Here is an 18,100-nt window from a genome sequence, read left to right as displayed (position 1 = left end):
CAGCTGCGCGTGCATCCTGATGATTTGCAGCGCGTGGAAGAGAGCCTCGGCGCGACGCTGAGCCTGCACGGCTGGCGGCTGCGCGGCGATCCGTCGCTCCATCACGGAGGCTGTAAGGTCTCGGCGGATGAGGGCGATCTGGATGCCAGCGTCGCGACCCGCTGGCAGGAACTGTGCCGCCTGGCGGCACCGGGAGTCGTCTGATGACCGCACGCCTTACGCGCTGGCTTAACACGCTCGATAATTTTGAAACGAAGATGGCGCAGCTGCCATCCGTTCGTCGTTATGGACGCCTGACGCGTGCCACCGGTCTGGTCCTGGAAGCCACGGGTCTGCAACTTCCGCTCGGCGCCACCTGCGTGATTGAGCGTCAGGACGGGAATGAGACGCGTGAAGTGGAAAGTGAAGTGGTCGGGTTTAACGGCCAGCGACTGTTCCTCATGCCCCTTGAGGAAGTGGAAGGGATTTTGCCCGGCGCCCGCGTCTACGCGAAAAACATCAGCGGTGACGGCCTGCAAAGCGGCAAACAGCTCCCGCTCGGTCCGGCGCTGCTGGGCCGCGTGCTGGACGGGAGCGGCAAACCGCTCGATGGCCTGCCCTCCCCTGATACCACCGAAACCGGCGCGCTGATCACCCAACCCTTTAACCCACTGCAACGCACGCCAATCGAGCACGTACTGGATACCGGCGTGCGGCCAATTAACGCCCTGCTCACCGTGGGACGCGGCCAGCGTATGGGGCTGTTTGCCGGCTCCGGCGTGGGTAAATCGGTCCTGCTCGGCATGATGGCGCGTTATACCCAGGCGGACGTTATCGTCGTCGGCCTGATTGGTGAGCGTGGTCGCGAAGTCAAAGATTTCATCGAAAACATTCTTGGTGCGGAGGGTCGCGCCCGCTCGGTGGTGATCGCCGCCCCGGCGGACGTGTCGCCGCTGCTGCGTATGCAGGGTGCCGCCTACGCCACGCGTATCGCGGAAGATTTCCGCGACCGGGGCCAGCACGTGCTGCTGATTATGGACTCCCTGACCCGCTACGCGATGGCGCAGCGTGAGATTGCGCTGGCCATCGGCGAGCCGCCCGCGACCAAAGGTTACCCGCCGTCGGTCTTCGCCAAGCTCCCGGCGTTGGTTGAGCGCGCGGGGAACGGCATCAGCGGCGGAGGCTCCATCACCGCGTTCTATACGGTACTGACCGAAGGCGATGACCAGCAGGACCCGATTGCCGACTCCGCGCGCGCGATCCTCGACGGCCATATCGTGCTGTCGCGCCGTCTGGCCGAAGCCGGGCACTACCCGGCGATTGATATTGAAGCGTCGATCAGCCGTGCGATGACGGCCTTGATCACCGAACAACACTACGCCCGCGTGCGTAACTTCAAACAACTGCTCTCCAGCTTCCAGCGCAACCGCGATCTGGTAAGCGTCGGGGCGTACGCCAAAGGCAGCGATCCGATGCTCGATAAAGCGATTGCCCTGTGGCCGCAGCTGGAGGCATTTCTGCAACAGGGTATTTTTGAACGCGCCGACTGGGAAGATTCCCTCCAGGCACTGGAGCTGATTTTCCCGCAGGTGTAACACAGGTGGAGGGCGAAGGTCATGGCGCAGAACAGCGCGTTATCAACGCTGAAAGATCTGGCTGAAAAAGAAGTTGATGATGCCGTATTGCAACTTGGCGCAATGCGACGCGGGTGCCAGCAGGCTGAAGAACAGTTGAAGATGTTAATCGACTATCAGCATGAATATCGCACCAACCTTAACACCGACATGACGCAGGGCATTGGTAGCCAGCGCTGGATTAACTATCAGCAGTTTATCCAGACGCTGGAAAAGGCGATTGAGCAGCATCGCCAGCAGCTTAACCAGTGGACGCAAAAAGTCGATACCGCGCTGAATTTCTGGCGCGAGAAAAAACAGCGGTTGCAGGCCTGGCAAACCTTACAGGACCGGCAGATTGCAGCCTCGACCCTGGCGGAAAACCGTCTGGATCAGAAAAAAATGGATGAGTTTGCCCAGCGCGCATCAATGAGGAAACCAGAATGATCACACTGCAACAACTGCTGATGACCGACAGCGACCCGTCCGGCGGCACGCTGACCGGAAAAGGCGCTGAGGGCGCGCAAGATTTTCTCTCTCTGCTGGCGGGCGCGCTGACCGAGACCACCGGCAAAGGCAAAGATGCTCCGCTGACGCTGGCCGATCTGAAAGCGGCGGGAAGCAAGCTGTCGACAGCGGCACAGGGAAAAAACGGTGATACCACGCTCAAGGCCAAAATCGCCGAGTTGCTCTCCCGCCAGGAGACGCTGACCGGTGAAGATACCGCCGTCTCCCTGCAAAGCCTTGTCTCCGGTCTGAAACCCGCAGCGAATACGGATGCGCTGAAGGCGCTGACCCGGATGGACGCGAAAGCAAACAGCGAGACCACGACTGAAGAAGAGGAGCTGGCCGGGTTAAGCGCGCTGATGGCGATGTTACCGCACCAGCAGACTACCACCCCAATGGCGACGCAGCCAGCAAGCACCGGGGAGGTCGCCCCCCGTGCCGCCCTCCCCTCTGCGCTAGCCCAGACGGACAACGGCCAGCATCAGCCGCTTAGCCATGCGTTAACGGGTCAGGAAAAAACGTCGGTTCAGGACAGCGACACGTCGCTGCCCGCCACTGCAGCCGTTACGCCAGCTGTTGCCGCCGTCGCGGAGAAGCAGGACGTAGTGAGCACGGCGTCGTCTGCCGCCAGCCCAACCGCGACGCTGGCACCGATCATCAGTCACCTGGCACCCCCCCAGTCTGCCGCTACCGTTGCGACCGCGCCGGTGTTAAGCCAGCCGCTGGGCACGCACGAATGGCAGCAGAATCTAAGCCAGCACATCACCCTGTTCACCAGACAGGGCCAACAGACCGCAGAGCTACGCCTGCACCCGGAAGATCTGGGTCAGGTGCAAATTTCGCTTAAGCTGGATGACAACCAGGCGCAGTTGCAGATGGTTTCGCCCCACAGCCACGTTCGTGCGGCGCTGGAAGCGGCCCTGCCGATCCTGCGCACGCAGCTTGCGGAAAACGGCATACAGCTTTCCCAAAGCAGCGTCAGCAGCGAAGGCTTTGCCGGGCAGCAGCAATCTTCATCCGGGCAACAACAGCACGCTTCGCGTTCAGGCCAGCATGGCGGGTTTAACGAGGAGAGCGAAGAGTTATTGCCTGCCCCTGCCGCCCTGCAATCCGCCGCGCGCGGCAGCCGTGCCGTAGACATCTTTGCCTAAACGCCAGAGGTAACGTGATTATCCCCGTCTTTTCCACGCTTTGACCTAAGCCGGACACGGGATAATCACCGTATTAAGCTGTACCGAAACAGGAAGCTCGTATCAGATGACAGACTCCGCTATCACCAAAAAAAGCAAGCGTTCCATCTGGATCCCGCTGCTGGTGTTGATTACCCTCGCGGCCTGCGCCACCGCAGGCTACAGTTACTGGCGTATGCAGCAGGAACCCTCAAGCGCAGCCGCCAAAGCTGAAGCGCCGCCTCCACCGGCTCCGGTCTTCTACCCGCTGGATACGTTCACCGTGAACCTCGGCGATGCGGATCGCGTGCTTTACGTGGGCATTACGCTGCGTCTGAGAGATGAAGCGACCCGTGCACGTCTGAACGACTACCTGCCAGAAGTGCGTAGCCGTCTGCTGCTGCTGTTTTCTCGTCAGGATGCCTCCGCGCTCGCCACCGATGTGGGCAAGCAAAAGCTGGTCGATGCGATCAAACAGACGCTGGCGACCCCGCTGGTCAACGGCCAACCTAAGCAGGAAGTCACTGACGTTCTGTATACAGCCTTCATTCTTCGGTAACGACATGGGCGACAGTATTCTTTCTCAGGCAGAAATCGATGCGCTGCTCAATGGCGACAGCGATAAGAGTGACGATCCGAAGCCGGGTCTGACCGGCGACGATAATATTCGTCCCTACGATCCCAATACCCAGCGTCGCGTGGTGCGCGAGCGTTTACAGGCGCTGGAGATCATCAACGAACGTTTCGCACGTCAGTTCCGAATGGGGCTGTTTAACCTGCTGCGTCGTAGCCCGGATATCACCGTCGGTGCGATCCGCATTCAGCCGTATCATGAGTTTGCCCGCAACCTGCCGGTGCCAACCAACCTTAACCTGATCCATCTGAAACCGCTGCGCGGTACCGGCCTGGTGGTGTTCTCGCCAAGCCTGGTATTCATCGCAGTGGACAACCTGTTCGGTGGCGATGGCCGTTTCCCGACCAAAGTGGAAGGCCGCGAGTTTACCCATACCGAACAGCGCGTTATCAACCGCATGCTGAAGCTGGCGCTGGAATCCTACAGCGACGCGTGGAAAGCGATTAACCCGCTGGAAGTGGAGTACGTGCGTTCCGAGATGCAGGTGAAGTTTACCAACATCACCACCTCACCGAATGACATCGTGGTGAACACCCCGTTCCACGTCGAGATCGGCAACCTGACGGGCGAGTTCAACATCTGCCTGCCGTTCAGCATGATTGAACCGCTGCGCGAACTGCTGGTGAACCCGCCGCTGGAGAACTCACGCCATGAAGATCAGAACTGGCGTGAGAACCTGGTGCGCCAGGTTCAGCACTCGCAGCTGGAGCTGGTGGCTAACTTTGCCGACATCTCCATGCGGTTATCGCAGATCCTGAAATTACAACCCGGCGACGTTTTGCCGATAGATAAACCCGACCGCATTATTGCCCATGTGGATGGCGTACCCGTGCTGACAAGCCAGTACGGCACAATTAACGGCCAGTATGCGTTACGCGTTGAGCACTTGATCAACCCGATTTTGAATTCGCTGAATGAGGAACAGCCCAAATGAGTGACATGAACAATCCGTCCGATGAAAACAGCGGAGCACTGGACGATCTGTGGGCTGACGCGTTAAACGAGCAAAAAACGACGCCGACGAAAAGCGCGGCAGACGCGGTCTTCCAGCAGTTAGGCGGCGGCGACGTCAGCGGGACGTTACAGGACATCGACCTGATTATGGACATTCCGGTCAAGCTGACCGTTGAGCTGGGCCGCACCCGCATGACTATTAAAGAACTGCTGCGCCTGACGCAGGGTTCCGTGGTAGCCCTGGACGGTTTAGCGGGTGAGCCACTGGATATTCTGATCAACGGCTACCTGATTGCACAGGGCGAAGTAGTGGTGGTGGCCGATAAATACGGCGTACGTATCACCGACATCATTACCCCTTCCGAACGTATGCGTCGCCTGAGCCGTTAAGTATGAAAACCCAGGCAACACTGTCCGCGCCCTCCGCCGTACCCGGCTCCCCGCTGCTTCAGGTGAGCGGCGCGCTGTTCGGTATTATTGCCTTTATCCTTATCGCCGCCTGGCTGGCAAAGCGTTTCGGGCTGGCGGGGAAAACGGCCGGCACGCGCGGATTGAAGGTCAGCGCCAGCACCACACTCGGGCCACGCGAGCGCGTGGTCATTGTGGAAGTGGAAGATGCGCGACTGGTGCTGGGCGTGACTGCCTCCAGCATTAACGTTCTTCACACGCTGCCCCCTTCGCCTGTCACGGTGGAGGCTAACGCCCAGGCCCCTGCGGATTTTCAGTCCGTTATGAAGAGTTTGCTCAAGCGTTCCGGGAGATCCTGATGCGCCGTTTGTTATTGCTTACGCTGGCAGGTCTGGGCCTGTTCGCGCCTTCTGTGTATGCGCAGCTGCCGGGGCTGGTTTCCACGCCGCTGGCGAACGGGGGACAAAGCTGGTCCCTCTCCGTGCAGACGCTGGTGTTCATCACCTCGCTGACCTTTATCCCGGCGATCCTGCTGATGATGACCAGTTTCACCCGCATCATCATTGTGTTTGGTCTGCTGCGAAATGCGCTCGGCACGCCGTCCGCGCCGCCCAATCAGGTGCTGCTGGGTTTAGCCCTGTTCCTGACCTTTTTCATTATGTCGCCGGTGATCGACAAGATTTACACCGAGGCGTACCAGCCGTTCAGCGAAGATAAAATTTCCATGCAGGTTGCCCTGGAAAAGGGGGCTCAGCCATTACGTGAATTTATGCTTCGCCAGACGCGCGAAGCGGATTTGGCCCTGTTTGCCCGTCTCGCTAACACGGGCGAGTTACAGGGACCGGAAGCGGTGCCGATGCGCATTCTGCTGCCAGCGTATGTTACCAGTGAGCTGAAAACGGCGTTCCAGATTGGCTTCACCATTTTCATTCCGTTCCTGATTATTGACCTGGTGATCGCCAGCGTCCTGATGGCGCTCGGGATGATGATGGTCCCGCCCGCAACCATTGCCCTGCCCTTTAAGATCATGCTGTTCGTGCTGGTCGACGGCTGGCAGCTGCTGGTCAGCTCGCTGGCGCAGAGTTTCTACAGTTGAGGAGCGCGCAATGACGCCTGAGTCGGTCATGATGATGGGCACGGAAGCGATGAAAGTCGCGATTGCCGTCGCCGCGCCCCTGCTTCTGGTTGCGCTGGTAACCGGTCTGATTATCAGTATTCTTCAGGCCGCCACGCAGATTAACGAAATGACCCTGTCGTTCATCCCGAAGATCATCGCCGTCTTCGTGGCGATTATCGTTGCCGGGCCCTGGATGCTCAATTTGCTGCTGGACTACATGCGCAACCTGTTCACCAATCTGCCTTACATCATCGGCTGACGGACGATGCTGCAATTCACCAGCGATCAGTTTGTTCAGTGGCTCGGGATCTATTTCTGGCCGATGCTGCGCATCATGGCGCTGATCTCCACCGCCCCCATACTCAGTGAAAAGTCGGTGCCTAAACGCATCAAAATTGGGTTGGGCATGGTTATCACCAGTATCGTTGCCCCTTCCCTGCCGGCGGTGGATATTCCGATTTTTTCCCCGAATGCGATCTGGATTGCCCTGCAACAGGTGATGATTGGCGTGGCGGTCGGGTTTACGATGCAGCTCGCCTTCGCCGCGGTACGAACGGCGGGCGAACTGATCGGTTTGCAGATGGGTCTGTCTTTCGCGACGTTCGTTGACCCGGGCAGCCATCTGAATATGCCCGTGCTGGCGCGTATTATCGACCTGCTGGCGATGCTGTTGTTTCTCTCGTTCAACGGCCACCTGTGGCTCATCTCTATGCTGGTGGACACCTTCCACACGCTGCCGATTGGCGACAACCCGGTGAACAGTAACGCTTTTCTGGCGCTGGTGCGGGCTGCCGGGCTGATCTTCCTCAACGGGCTGATGCTGGCGCTGCCTGTCATAACCCTGTTGCTCACCGTTAACCTCGCATTGGGTTTACTCAACCGAATGGCCCCGCAGCTGTCGGTATTCGTCATCGGCTTTCCGGTGACGTTGACGGTTGGCCTTTTATTAATGTCATTATTGATGCCACTTATCGCCCCCTTCTGCGAGCATTTATTCAGCGAGATATTCAATCTCTTAGCGGATATTGTCAGCGAACTTCCACGCAAATAATAACCCGCAGTGTTTGCAATGTCTTTCTGAGGATATTCCTAAAAATAATCTTGAAAAACATCTACCAGGATATATCTGACGCGGTTTAAATGTTTCTAACCACCTCACAATACTTAATATTTACTTTACTTTAAGATGATTCCTGGCAAATTATACGTAACTTTACGGGATAGTGAGTTCGCCTGAAAGTCTTTGTCATGCTCACAGGTTTTATTAGATTTTTTCCATCCCGTATGGCTGTTTATGAGCTCTCAGGCAGGTGGTGAATTATCGTTACGCATTGAGTGAGGGTATGCCATGTCAACGATCATTATGGATTTATGCAGCTACACCCGGCTAGGGTTAACCGGGTACTTAGCAAGCAGAGGGGTAAGAAAGAGAGACATCAACGATGCACACACCGTTGAAGAACTCGCAGCCGCTTGTGAGACTCACAAGCCCGGCGTGGTGTTTATTAATGAGGACTGTTTCATTCACGACCCCGCTAACAGTCAGCACATTAAGCAGATCATTAATCAGCATCCCAGAACCCTGTTTATTGTTTTTATGGCGATCGCCAATATTCATTTCGATGAGTATTTGTTGGTGCGTAAAAACTTATTAATCAGTTCGAAATCGATTAAACCAGAGTCGCTTGATGACATTCTGGGCGATTATTTGAATAAAGAAGTTAAGAATGTAGGGGCGGTTAACTTACCCACCCTATCATTAAGCAGAACTGAATCAAGTATGCTAAGAATGTGGATGGCTGGACAAGGGACAATTCAGATCTCAGACCAGATGAATATCAAGGCAAAAACAGTATCGTCACACAAAGGAAATATTAAAAGGAAAATTAAAACGCATAATAAGCAAGTGATATACCATGTCGTACGCCTGACAGATAATGTGACGAATGGGATTTTCGTTAATATGCGCTAATTTGCACGGCCATGTTGTACCCTACCTTGATCTCTGGCCTGGCCAGAGATTTTGCTTTTCAGCAGCCGGGCCGGGGAGAAGACGCCCCCGACGCCGACCTATTCCGCCGTTTCCACAAAGATCCCATCCGGGTGCCCCAGTTCGTTGAAGAACCAGATGCCGAGCGGGTAATCTTCCAGCGACACCAGATACATTGTGCCTTCATTAAACTCTTCTATTGCCAGCACCACGCCCGGGCGGCGCGGCCCACCGTCCGTTTTGACGGTTACCCGATCGTTGACCTTCATACATTCCTCCTGTGGTTTTGAGCCAGTGTAGAACAAATTACCCTGGCTGGCATCGCCGCCTGACGCGAATGGCGTTTTTGTGTGCGGTCTATACTTAGCTGTTGAGAAGGTTAAATGAGGAGCCCGCCATGAAGACTGACAAAGAGTACAGCGACACCATTAAGCGTGAGGTGGAAGTGGATGTCGATGCCCTGCTTGCCGCCATTAATGAAATCAGTGAGTCCGAAGTTCATCGCGCGGAGGATAATTCAGACCGTGTCGTGGTCAATGGTCGTGATTACCATACCTACCGTGAACTGGCTGAAGCATTCGAGCTGGATATCCATGACTTTAGCGTCTCGGAAACGAACCGCTAAGGCGAAAAAAATCCCGGTCATGGGGATGACCGGGATCAAACTTGCTTATGCAAGAAGCACTTGTAAATTCGTTACACCAGGAAATCTGATGCAGGTAAGACATTATCCCCAACAGATTTGTCTTACAAGCATATATTCTCTTAGCGAATATTATATTTTATACATGTGAATTTTGGTTATGAGTATAAACATGCGCTGCGTGTGGGTTTATCGGGATCGTTTCCACTTCAACGGGACATCAATGCTGAGTTTTTTTAAGACTTTTCTTAGATGAACATCATTATTCAGGAGACGTTATGCCTTCGCTAAAGGAGACTCTGCTCGTCTTTACCGATCTCGACGGTACGCTGTTGGATTTTCACACTCTCGACTGGCAGCCTGCCGCTTCCTGGCTGAAGAGATTACAGGATGAACAGGTACCAGTCATTCTGTGCAGCAGCAAAACCGCGTCCGAAATGCGTGACATCCAGCAGGAACTTGGCCTTGGCGGGCTGCCCTACATTGCGGAAAACGGCGCGGTGATCCAGCCTGACGTACGGTGGGAAAACGCCGCACGGTTCATCTCAGAAAAGAAGCATGACGATATCCGGCAGTTTATTGCCCGGGTACGCCAGGAGATGCATCTGAAATTCACCACCTTCGACGATGTGGATGAGCGCGTGGTCGCCGAATGGACCGGGCTAAGCCGTCCCCGAGCGGCGCTTGCACGTAAACACGAGGCTTCCGTGACGCTGATCTGGCGTGACAGTGATGAACAAATGAAACGCTTCGCAGCCGAACTGGCCCGGCAGGGGCTGAAGATCGTTCCGGGTGCTCGCTTCTGGCATATTCTGGACACGAGCTGTGGCAAAGACGTGGCGGTGCACTGGCTTGTGGAACAGTATCGCCTGCACGACGGATTTGACCCGACAACGCTGGGCCTGGGCGACGGCCCCAATGATGCCCCTCTGCTGGACAGCGTAGCCTTCGCCGTGGTGGTGAAAGGCTTCAACCGGGAGGGGGTCAGCCTTAAGAACAACGATCCCACACGGGTTTATCGCACTCAGCACACCGGACCGGCCGGCTGGCGCGAGGGGCTTGATTACTTTTTAACGTGATCCTGCCAGATGACCCGGTTACGCCCGCGCTGTTTCGCCTCATACAGACGCGCATCGGCGGTGGATTGCAGATTTTCGAAGTGATAATTGCCCTTCTCCTGCGCGCCAGAGACGCCAAACGACGCGCTCACGCGCAGGGTAGTACTTTTCTTAATCAGGATCTCTTTGCTGTCGATACGCTCACGGATCTGCTCTGCAACTTCCGCCGCCTCTTCAAGCGTCATGCCGGGCAGCACCACACAGAACTCTTCGCCGCCGACGCGCCCGGCAATATCTTTAGTGCGCAGGGTACTGGCAATCAGCCCCGCAGCATGGGACAACACCTTATCACCCGCCTGGTGCCCGAACCGGTCATTAATGCTCTTAAAGCAGTCAAGATCGATCTGGATGACAGAGAAAGGCAGCGCCTGCTGTTCACACTGCTTCGCCAGTATTTTCGCCCGCTCAAACAGCGACCCACGATTATTCAACCGGGTCAGAGGGTCGTGCCAGGCCTGCCATTGCAGCGAATTCTGCAACGAATACATATTACTGACCATGCGCCGGATCACCAGCCATGAGATGAGCAGCATCGCGGTGAACAGCGCCCAAAGCAATGCCAGCACAATACTGATGCTGCCGAAATCGCCGCGCACCCCTTCTTCCAGGGTGTGCACGCGCAGGACGATGCCATCAAAGTGGTCGAGACGCTCCCAGCTGACAAAACGACTCCCCAGGCGAATGCCGCCTTCGGAATCCGATTCTATTGCGTGCGCTATCTGCGCTAGTTCGGGCGCGTCAAAATGATTAACGTCCGCAGCAGATGATCCAGACGTCGCGAGCAGGGTGAGACGACTGTCATACAGCTGGTATTCCCCTTCCGGGTTATCGCCTACGGCCTCCACCAGCAGACGACGCAGGGTGGCAAAGGTGAAATCCATCGCCACCACGCCATACCAGACGTGATTGTAATAAACAGGCACACTGGCGGTGATCAGCGGCTTTTTGCCCACAAAGGAGGAAGGAGGCGAGATAAACCAGCGCACGGCACGCGCACGGTTCTCACGCTCGGACTGTTGGGTAAACCAGGGCTGAGTGACCAGATAGTAGTAACGCTGCACGATATCGCTGGCATTTTCCGGCGTATCCGTTTCCAGAAAGAATCCGGCGCGAGAGACATAAATCACGCGCTCTTCGTTGCCGGAAGAACTGGATGCCAGACGCAATAAATACCCCACTTCAAGCGCGGCGGACAGTTCATTATCAAGAAACTCATCATCGCGATTCAGAAGGGTGGTCTTTTCAACGAAGGCATCAGACACACCGTTGATCGGCAATGTGCGCTGTTTATCAACCTCAATTTGCCAGGTGGGGGATGCGCGCAAACGGGCAAAACGCTTTACCGCATCATGCAGCACGCCAAACGCCAGCGGCGTTTCCAGCGCATCACGCATGCTGTGGCGAAAAAACAGCATTTTATCGACGCTGAACTGGAGTTGTCTGTCCAGCGCACTGGCAACCGTTTCCAGATGGTTACGCTGACTGGAGATATAGGCATCTTCCAGTACCACAACTTCGCGCCAGGTCAGGAGGGTGGAAAAGATCAGGACAACGATAAAACAGAGGTTAACAACCAAACGGGGATTGCTACGCTTATGCAGCCACTGCAAAAAAGATTGTTTTACAACAAAGGTATTGTGCTGCACACGCACTCCCTGAGTGTCGCTCACCATCCGATATGATAAGTCTTCTGCCAGTAAAAACGCCCGGCAAGGCCGGGCGTTGTGTGATTAAGCCTTATCGCGTTTTTGCCTTTTATCACCAGGCTGAAGCTCATCTTCACGAAAAGCCTCCCGCTTAATGCCGTATCCGTCATGCCACCGACACTCCACCATTCCACTGGAATAACCGGTGACAATCATGCATGGACCACCATTCTTTGGCTTAACTTCATCACTGACCAAAAAGACCATACCTGCCTCCTGTATCAGGGTGAAACGTTTTCAATTTAGACGAGGAATGGTCTTTTTGCATCCGGGGTCAGCAAAAATTAATGCGATTTTCCGCGTACTTTTTCTACCAGCTTGACCACTGCCACCACAATGACACCTACGATAAAGCCCAACACAAGGTTAAGCAGCGTCGGCAGAATGGCGGCGATCACCGAACCATGTCCCGACGCCAGATGTTCAATTGCATGATGCAGCGAAGCAACGCCGTGCACGATAATACCGCCGCCGACCAGGAACATCGCCAGAGTTCCCACTATCGACAAACTTTTCATCAGCCACGGCGCCAGCACCAGCAGGCTTTTGCCGATAACGCGGGCAATGGCGCTGGATTTTTTTTCCAGCCAGAAGCCGATATCATCCAGCTTGACGATCAGACCGACTAGCCCATACACCCCAACCGTTACAAGAATGGCAATCAACGAAAGCACCATGACCTGATTCATCAGCGGTGCTTCGGATACGATCCCAAGCGTAATCGCCACAATCTCGGCCGAAAGGATGAAGTCAGTACGGATCGCACCTTTGACCTTATCGCGCTCGAACGTTTTTGGATCCTGCGCGGCCAGCGCTTCCAGACGCTGCTGGCGCATTTCCGGGGTGTCTTTCTCTTTGCGTGCGGCAAACATATGCAACACTTTTTCGGCACCCTCGAAGCACAGGAACGCCCCGCCAATCATCAGCAATGGCGTAATGGCCCAGGGTATAAAGGCGCTAATGAGAAGCGCCAGCGGAACAAGGATCACCTTGTTAATAAAGGACCCTTTCGCTACGCCCCACACCACCGGCAGCTCACGGTTCGCCCGCACGCCGCTGACCTGCTGCGCGTTAAGTGACAAGTCATCCCCCAGTACCCCGGCGGTTTTTTTCGCCGCCAGTTTCCCCATGACTGAAATGTCATCCAGCAAGGTGGCGATATCGTCCAGTAATGTTAATAAGCTACTTCCTGCCAAAATCTCTATCCTTCTTTTTTTGCTAATTAAGTGAATAGTATGGAACAAAACTCACCGCCCGGAAACAGGCACCTCACGTCAACAAAAATTTCATATTAACAACACAATTAAAGCACTCGCCAGCCCGATAGTTTTGGCGTTAACTATGAGCGAACTTTTTATTTCGTCGTGAGGGACTATGCGTTTTCGGCATTTATTACCGCTCATTGGAGCACTTTTTTCCCTGTATATCATCTGGGGATCCACCTACTTTGTCATTCGTATTGGCGTGGAAAGCTGGCCCCCGCTGATGATGGCCGGTATTCGTTTCCTTACGGCTGGCGTGCTGCTGATGGCGTTTTTATTGCTGCGCGGCCACAGGCTACCGCCGCTGCGTCCCCTGCTTAACGCCGCCCTGATTGGCCTGCTGCTGCTGGCGGTGGGCAATGGCGCAGTAACCGTCGCCGAACACCAGAACGTGCCGTCGGGCATCGCCGCCGTGGTCGTCGCGACCGTGCCGCTGTTTACGCTCTGCTTTAGTCGTCTGTTCGGGATCCGCACCCGTAAGCTCGAATGGCTGGGCATCGCGATTGGGCTTGTGGGTATTATCATGCTGAACAGCGGCGGTAACCTGAGCGGAAACCCCTGGGCTGCCGTTATGATCATGATCGGCTCGATGAGCTGGGCCTTCGGCTCGGTCTACGGCTCCCGCATTGAGCTGCCCTCCGGGATGATGGCGGGTGCCATTGAAATGCTCGCGGCAGGCATCGTGCTGCTGATTGCCTCGGCGTTGACGGGTGAAAAACTGACGGCAATGCCAGATCTCTCAGGTTTCCTGGCCGTCGGGTATCTGGCCCTGTTTGGCTCGATTATTGCCATCAACGCCTATATGTACCTGATCCGCAACGTCTCACCGGCGGTTGCCACCAGCTACGCCTACGTTAACCCGGTGGTTGCCGTGCTTCTGGGTACCGGTTTTGCGGGCGAAGTGCTGTCGACGATTGAATGGCTGGCGCTGGGCGTGATTGTCTTTGCCGTGGTGCTGGTCACGCTGGGTAAATATTTACTGCCCGCGAAACCGATTGTCACGGCGTGTGAGGTGGAGAAACCGTGATCGGGTGAATGCCCTGGGTATCGATCTGCGCGGCCTGACCGCCGCCGCAGATCCACTCTTCCAGCCGCTCCGTCAGTTCCACGTCATTCAGCTTCATTCTTCCGCGCAGTGCGCACTCCCAGACAATCAGCACCCGCCAGCCCTGGGCGTAAAGCTGCGAAACATCGCGTTTATCACGCTCGACGTTCCTGCCAATCTTCTCCAGCCAGAAGTCGGTGCGTGTCGCCGGGACTTTAAACAGATAGCAGTGGTGATGATGCCAGAAACAGCCGTGGGTAAAGATGATGCACTGGTACGCATCGATCACGAAATCAGGACGCCCGGCAAGCGTGGCATCCTGAACCCTGAATTCAAACCCGATGGAGGTCAGGAGGCCAGCGATCCGTTTTTCGATCGCGGTATCACGCGTGCCGATGGCACGCATGTTTTTACTGCGCGTGGCCTTATTGTGAACGTCCGCCATTGACGGCCTCACTCTGACGCAGCTGAACGGCCTTGCTGATGCGTGAGGCCAGCAGTTTTGCGACGGCGGCAAAGGCTGGCACCACCACCGAGTTGCCAAACTGACGATAGGCTTGTGTATCCGACACCGGAATGCGAAAACTGTAGCCCTGCGGCGCCTCAAAGCCCATTAAGCGGGCGCACTCGCGCGGCGTTAAGCGCCGCGGTCGGTGCTGTTGATTCTGAGGGTCGTCGAAATCTTTTTCGCCCAGCGCCTTATCCCAGCCCCGATCGATAAGAATTTCCGCGCCATCTTTGTAATAGCGCGCCGACAGCGTACGCGTCACGCTGTCAGGATTAAGCGGATTGACCATGCCAAACCCAAAGCCATTGCCTTTGGCCTGATGCTTTTTGGCATAGCGATAGAGGTATTTCCACAGCACTGGCGTCAGAATGAATTTCGCATCGACGGCGGGCTCCAGCAGATCGGCCACTGTCGGACGGCGCGCCGGATACAGCGAGGGCAAATCGCGCAGCGTAAAATCGCCTTTCAGATTGAGATCGCGGCGGAATCCCACCAGCACGATGCGTTCGCGGTGCTGTGGCAGGAAGTGTTTGCCGTCGATAATTTTCGGATCGTCAGGCCCCATGTCCTCTGCATCCGCCACGTCGTAACCCAGTTCATCCAGCGTTTGCATGATAATGCGGAAGGTTTTGCCGCCGTCATGGCTCTTTAAATTCTTGACGTTCTCCAGCACAAAAATTGCCGGGCGGCGGGCATCAATAATCCGGGCAACATCAAAGAACAGTGTGCCCTGCGTATCACAGGCAAAGCCGTGTGCGCGTCCCAGCGCGTTCTTTTTCGACACGCCAGCCAGTGAGAACGGCTGACACGGGAAGCCTGCCAGCAGCACATCGTGCGCCGGAATGGTGTTGCGAATGTGCTCAGCGGCTTCTTCGTCGCTGACGCCGGTTTTGTGGCTCAGGGTGACGTCGCGGATGTCGGCATTAAACTGGTGCTCGTCGGGGTCGCAGTACCAGTTCGCCTTATAGGTGCGGACGGCATGTTTGTTCCATTCACTGGTGAACACGCACTGCCCGCCAATAGCTTCAAAGCCATGGCGAATGCCGCCAATACCGGCAAAGAGATCGATAAAGCGAAAGGCATAATTCGGATGCGCAGCAGGCGGGCGCGGCAGCAGGTTGCGCAGATAACGGAACTCGCCGTCGCTCAGGCGGTGCCCTGCCCTGTCGCTTATCAGCAGCCGCTTGAGTATTGCCGGGCTCCAGTGGCTCTCGCCATGTGCCACCAGCTGGTTTGCCAGCGTTTTAGCATCATACATTTCCAGCAGCTGACGCAGGAGTGCCTGCACGGCTGCCGTTGATTTCTCAACCCGCTCAGGCGCGGGCACAGTCACTGATCGATTTTCCTGCATTCTCTTAACCGGACAATAAAGACAGAAAACAGAGTACCACAGTTCAGGATCGCACACTGCGACGGAAATGGGTCAATATCTGGCTGTCGGTTCCGAGGTAATCGCCCTGTAATTCGGCACTCAGCTTCGCCATAAACTGGATCAGAAAATCGGCATTGTGACGCGCAAGTTCGCGTCCCCGTGCGGTTTGCATGGTGTCCGGCAGGCGCAGGAGTTTGGTCTGAAAGTGATCGAGCGCGAAAGCTTTATCATCCAGCGCACGCGCCCCGGCAAACGGGTCGTCGGCATCAAACAACGCGGTGCCCAGCGCACCGGACACGGCAAAGACGCGCGCAAGGCCGATGGCGCCTAACGCCTCCAGCCGGTCGGCATCCTGGACCGTTTTGGCCTCCGGGCTTTGCGGCGCGATACCGGCACTGAAGCTGTGCGCTTCAATGGCATGCTCAACGGCCACATACCGATCGGGCGGAAAATCAGGAAAATCGCGGCTCAGGATCTGGCGCGTTTCTCGCGCTGCCAGCCGCGAGGAGTGACTACGCTGCGGGTGATTTTTCGGCAGGCTGGCAATGTCATGGAAGTAGCATGCGGTCAGCACAACCAGCGGATCGCAATCCCCGTCAGCCATAATGGCCTGCGCCGTCATCCAGACGCGGCGAAAATGGGCGATATCGTGCGCCGCATCATCAGTAAAATGATTTTCGTCGAGCCAGCGCTCAAAACGGTGCTGCCACTGCGCAAGTTCCATCATCCCATCCTGTTGCTCAAAAGAGAGTGAATTATAATACACCCGAATCAAAATCCTTAATAAATAGAATTTAGAAATACTTAATAATAATTACCCGCTATATTTTCAATGAATTAATTCACGCGAAAAATAAAGAGATAAAAAGAAATATTTTGTAATGTTTTTACCACTTTAATTACATTTATTTTTGAACCTAAATAATAATCCATAGAATAGTATCAGCCATGTAGTTACGGAGGGTAATTACATATATTCAGAAAATTTATATTTAAAGGGAATATATAATGAAAAGAAAAGTTCTGGCAATTCTCGTACCCGCGTTATTAATGGCTGGCGCAGCAAATGCGGCGGAAATGTATAACAAAGACGGCAACAAAGTTGACCTGTACGGTAAAGTTGATGCACGTCATACCTTCTCCGACAACCCAGGCGACGACGGCGATGAAACCTATGTCCAGATTGGTTTCAAAGGCGAAACACAAATTAATAACGATCTTATTGGTTACGGCCAGTGGGAATATAAAACCTACGCTAACGATACCGAGGGCGCAGGCGACACCTCTTTTAACCGTCTGGCCTTTGCTGGCCTGAAATACGGCGAATATGGCTCATTCGATTATGGCCGTAATTACGGCGTCGTGTATGACGTTGAAGCCTGGACCGATATGCTGCCAGTATTTGGTGGTGACTCCTATACCTGGACCGACAACTATATGGTTGGCCGTACTAACGGTGTGGCGACCTATCGTAATAATGACTTCTTCGGTCTGGTTAACGGCCTGAACTTTGCACTGCAATATCAGGGTGCTAATGAAGGTGCTAACGCAAACGAAAATCAGGAAGGCACCAAAAATGGCCATGATGATGTTCGTTTCCAGAACGGCGACGGCTTCGGTATGTCAACTACCTATGACTTCGATTTCGGTCTGTCGCTGGGTGCCGCTTATTCATCGTCTGACCGTACCAACGACCAGGTTGCTTACGGCGCAGGTACCTATAATCGCTTCAGCAAATATGCCGGCGGTGAACGTGCGGAAGCGTGGACAATCGGTGCAAAATACGATGCGAATGATGTCTTCCTGGCAATGATGTATGCGGAAACCCGCAACATGACTCCGTACGGCAACGATGGCATCGCCAACAAAACTCAGAACTTTGAAGCCGTAGCGCAGTACCAGTTTGACTTCGGTCTGCGTCCATCCCTGGCGTGGGTCTATTCAAAAGGCATCGATTTGGGTGGTAACGATTATCATCCAGGCAATGGTTATGACTATGTAGACCAGGATCTGGTTAACTACATCGACGTGGGCATGACCTACAGCTTCAACAAGAACTTCTCCACCTACGTTGA

The 18,100-nt window shown here is 55.1% G+C and carries 23 protein-coding genes; 16 read left to right on the top strand and 7 right to left on the bottom strand.

Translation table 11 applies throughout. The annotated features are described in order from the left end of the window. From HP459_RS12410 to rcsA, 12 genes are all read left to right on the top strand, one after another. Positions 1-204: FliH/SctL family protein (locus tag HP459_RS12410; RefSeq protein WP_253939636.1), on the top strand; the 204-nt coding region annotated here is incomplete at its 5' end. Further along, entirely contained in the window at positions 204-1,574 is a 1,371-nt protein-coding gene (gene fliI, locus HP459_RS12405) for a flagellar protein export ATPase FliI (protein ID WP_023300487.1), read from the top strand. The genes HP459_RS12410 and fliI, both read left to right, overlap by 1 nt. Before the next feature lie 21 nt (positions 1,575-1,595). Then, positions 1,596-2,039, top strand: a complete 444-nt coding sequence (gene fliJ, locus HP459_RS12400; RefSeq protein WP_171936268.1) for a flagellar export protein FliJ — start codon at positions 1,596-1,598, stop codon at positions 2,037-2,039. Beyond that, positions 2,036-3,250 (top strand): flagellar hook length control protein FliK, encoded by a 1,215-nt coding sequence (fliK, locus tag HP459_RS12395; protein WP_171936267.1) that lies wholly within the window; start codon positions 2,036-2,038, stop codon positions 3,248-3,250. The genes fliJ and fliK overlap by 4 nt, the downstream gene beginning before the upstream one ends. Before the next feature lie 106 nt (positions 3,251-3,356). Next, entirely contained in the window at positions 3,357-3,827 is a 471-nt protein-coding gene (gene fliL, locus HP459_RS12390) for a flagellar basal body-associated protein FliL (RefSeq protein WP_048966294.1), read from the top strand. Between the two features lie 4 nt (positions 3,828-3,831). Next, positions 3,832-4,836: a flagellar motor switch protein FliM gene (gene fliM / locus HP459_RS12385; RefSeq protein WP_006811158.1), complete on the top strand. Its 1,005-nt coding sequence runs from the start codon at positions 3,832-3,834 to the stop codon at positions 4,834-4,836. Next, positions 4,833-5,246 (top strand): flagellar motor switch protein FliN, encoded by a 414-nt coding sequence (fliN, locus tag HP459_RS12380; protein WP_003859592.1) that lies wholly within the window; start codon positions 4,833-4,835, stop codon positions 5,244-5,246. Before fliM ends, fliN begins: the two co-directional genes overlap by 4 nt. A gap of 2 nt (positions 5,247-5,248) precedes the next feature. Then, a complete protein-coding gene (fliO, locus tag HP459_RS12375) occupies positions 5,249-5,623 on the top strand; it encodes a flagellar biosynthetic protein FliO (protein ID WP_023306522.1) in 375 nt (124 codons plus the stop codon). Next, on the top strand, positions 5,623-6,360 hold the full coding sequence (gene fliP, locus HP459_RS12370; RefSeq protein ID WP_022648554.1) for a flagellar type III secretion system pore protein FliP: 738 nt from the start codon (positions 5,623-5,625) through the stop codon (positions 6,358-6,360). Before fliO ends, fliP begins: the two co-directional genes overlap by 1 nt. Positions 6,361-6,370: 10 nt before the next feature. Further along, entirely contained in the window at positions 6,371-6,640 is a 270-nt protein-coding gene (gene fliQ, locus HP459_RS12365) for a flagellar biosynthesis protein FliQ (RefSeq protein ID WP_003859587.1), read from the top strand. A gap of 6 nt (positions 6,641-6,646) precedes the next feature. Beyond that, positions 6,647-7,432, top strand: coding sequence for a flagellar biosynthetic protein FliR (gene fliR, locus HP459_RS12360; protein ID WP_171936266.1), 786 nt, complete (start codon positions 6,647-6,649; stop codon positions 7,430-7,432). 297 nt (positions 7,433-7,729) lie between these two features. Next, positions 7,730-8,353, top strand: coding sequence for a transcriptional regulator RcsA (gene rcsA / locus HP459_RS12355; RefSeq protein ID WP_022648556.1), 624 nt, complete (start codon positions 7,730-7,732; stop codon positions 8,351-8,353). A gap of 98 nt (positions 8,354-8,451) precedes the next feature. On the opposite strand, the gene dsrB is transcribed toward rcsA, so the two are convergent. After that, positions 8,452-8,640: a protein DsrB gene (gene dsrB / locus HP459_RS12350; protein WP_003859583.1), complete on the bottom strand. Its 189-nt coding sequence runs from the start codon at positions 8,638-8,640 to the stop codon at positions 8,452-8,454. 128 nt (positions 8,641-8,768) lie between these two features. Here dsrB and yodD point away from each other — a divergent pair, with 128 nt between their 5' ends. Beyond that, positions 8,769-8,996, top strand: a complete 228-nt coding sequence (yodD, locus tag HP459_RS12345) for a YodD family peroxide/acid resistance protein (protein WP_017383339.1) — start codon at positions 8,769-8,771, stop codon at positions 8,994-8,996. A gap of 296 nt (positions 8,997-9,292) precedes the next feature. Beyond that, the gene (locus tag HP459_RS12340; protein ID WP_023300489.1) at positions 9,293-10,093 is read left to right on the top strand and encodes a mannosyl-3-phosphoglycerate phosphatase-related protein; all 801 of its coding nucleotides are present in this window, start codon (positions 9,293-9,295) and stop codon (positions 10,091-10,093) included. Here the strand turns inward: HP459_RS12340 and dgcQ are convergent. The 3 genes from dgcQ to HP459_RS12325 all read right to left on the bottom strand — a co-directional run bounded on the left by dgcQ (position 10,078) and on the right by HP459_RS12325 (position 13,037). Next, entirely contained in the window at positions 10,078-11,778 is a 1,701-nt protein-coding gene (gene dgcQ, locus HP459_RS12335; protein ID WP_032622410.1) for a cellulose biosynthesis regulator diguanylate cyclase DgcQ, read from the bottom strand. The two genes, HP459_RS12340 and dgcQ, sit on opposite strands and share 16 nt — an antisense overlap. An 84-nt stretch (positions 11,779-11,862) precedes the next feature. Then, the gene (locus HP459_RS12330) at positions 11,863-12,045 is read right to left on the bottom strand and encodes a YodC family protein (RefSeq protein WP_022648559.1); all 183 of its coding nucleotides are present in this window, start codon (positions 12,043-12,045) and stop codon (positions 11,863-11,865) included. A gap of 77 nt (positions 12,046-12,122) precedes the next feature. Next, positions 12,123-13,037: a DUF808 family protein gene (locus HP459_RS12325; RefSeq protein ID WP_169441341.1), complete on the bottom strand. Its 915-nt coding sequence runs from the start codon at positions 13,035-13,037 to the stop codon at positions 12,123-12,125. A 175-nt stretch (positions 13,038-13,212) separates the two neighbouring features. On the opposite strand from HP459_RS12325, the gene yedA reads away from it, so the two are divergent. Continuing rightward, positions 13,213-14,127 carry a drug/metabolite exporter YedA gene (gene yedA / locus HP459_RS12320; RefSeq protein ID WP_023300492.1) on the top strand — a complete coding sequence of 305 codons (915 nt, stop codon included), beginning with the start codon at positions 13,213-13,215 and terminating at the stop codon, positions 14,125-14,127. Here yedA and HP459_RS12315 read toward each other — a convergent pair. Genes HP459_RS12315 through HP459_RS12305 form a run of 3 tightly spaced genes read right to left on the bottom strand, consistent with a single transcriptional unit; the run spans position 14,099 to position 16,749 of the window. Further along, the gene (locus tag HP459_RS12315) at positions 14,099-14,590 is read right to left on the bottom strand and encodes a very short patch repair endonuclease (protein WP_171936265.1); all 492 of its coding nucleotides are present in this window, start codon (positions 14,588-14,590) and stop codon (positions 14,099-14,101) included. The genes yedA and HP459_RS12315 overlap by 29 nt on opposite strands. Next, positions 14,571-16,004 carry a DNA cytosine methyltransferase gene (locus HP459_RS12310; protein WP_113787992.1) on the bottom strand — a complete coding sequence of 478 codons (1,434 nt, stop codon included), beginning with the start codon at positions 16,002-16,004 and terminating at the stop codon, positions 14,571-14,573. The genes HP459_RS12315 and HP459_RS12310 overlap by 20 nt, the downstream gene beginning before the upstream one ends. A gap of 43 nt (positions 16,005-16,047) precedes the next feature. Then, positions 16,048-16,749 carry a phosphohydrolase gene (locus HP459_RS12305; RefSeq protein ID WP_171936269.1) on the bottom strand — a complete coding sequence of 234 codons (702 nt, stop codon included), beginning with the start codon at positions 16,747-16,749 and terminating at the stop codon, positions 16,048-16,050. Between the two features lie 284 nt (positions 16,750-17,033). On the opposite strand from HP459_RS12305, the gene HP459_RS12300 reads away from it, so the two are divergent. Then, a partial coding sequence (locus HP459_RS12300) for a porin (protein ID WP_171936264.1) occupies positions 17,034-18,100 on the top strand: 1,067 nt, incomplete at its 3' end.

Source organism: Enterobacter sp. CM29 (assembly GCF_013179605.1).
Classification (GTDB): Bacteria; Pseudomonadota; Gammaproteobacteria; order Enterobacterales; family Enterobacteriaceae; genus Enterobacter; species Enterobacter intestinihominis.
This window is presented reverse-complemented; position numbering and strand designations above follow the sequence as displayed.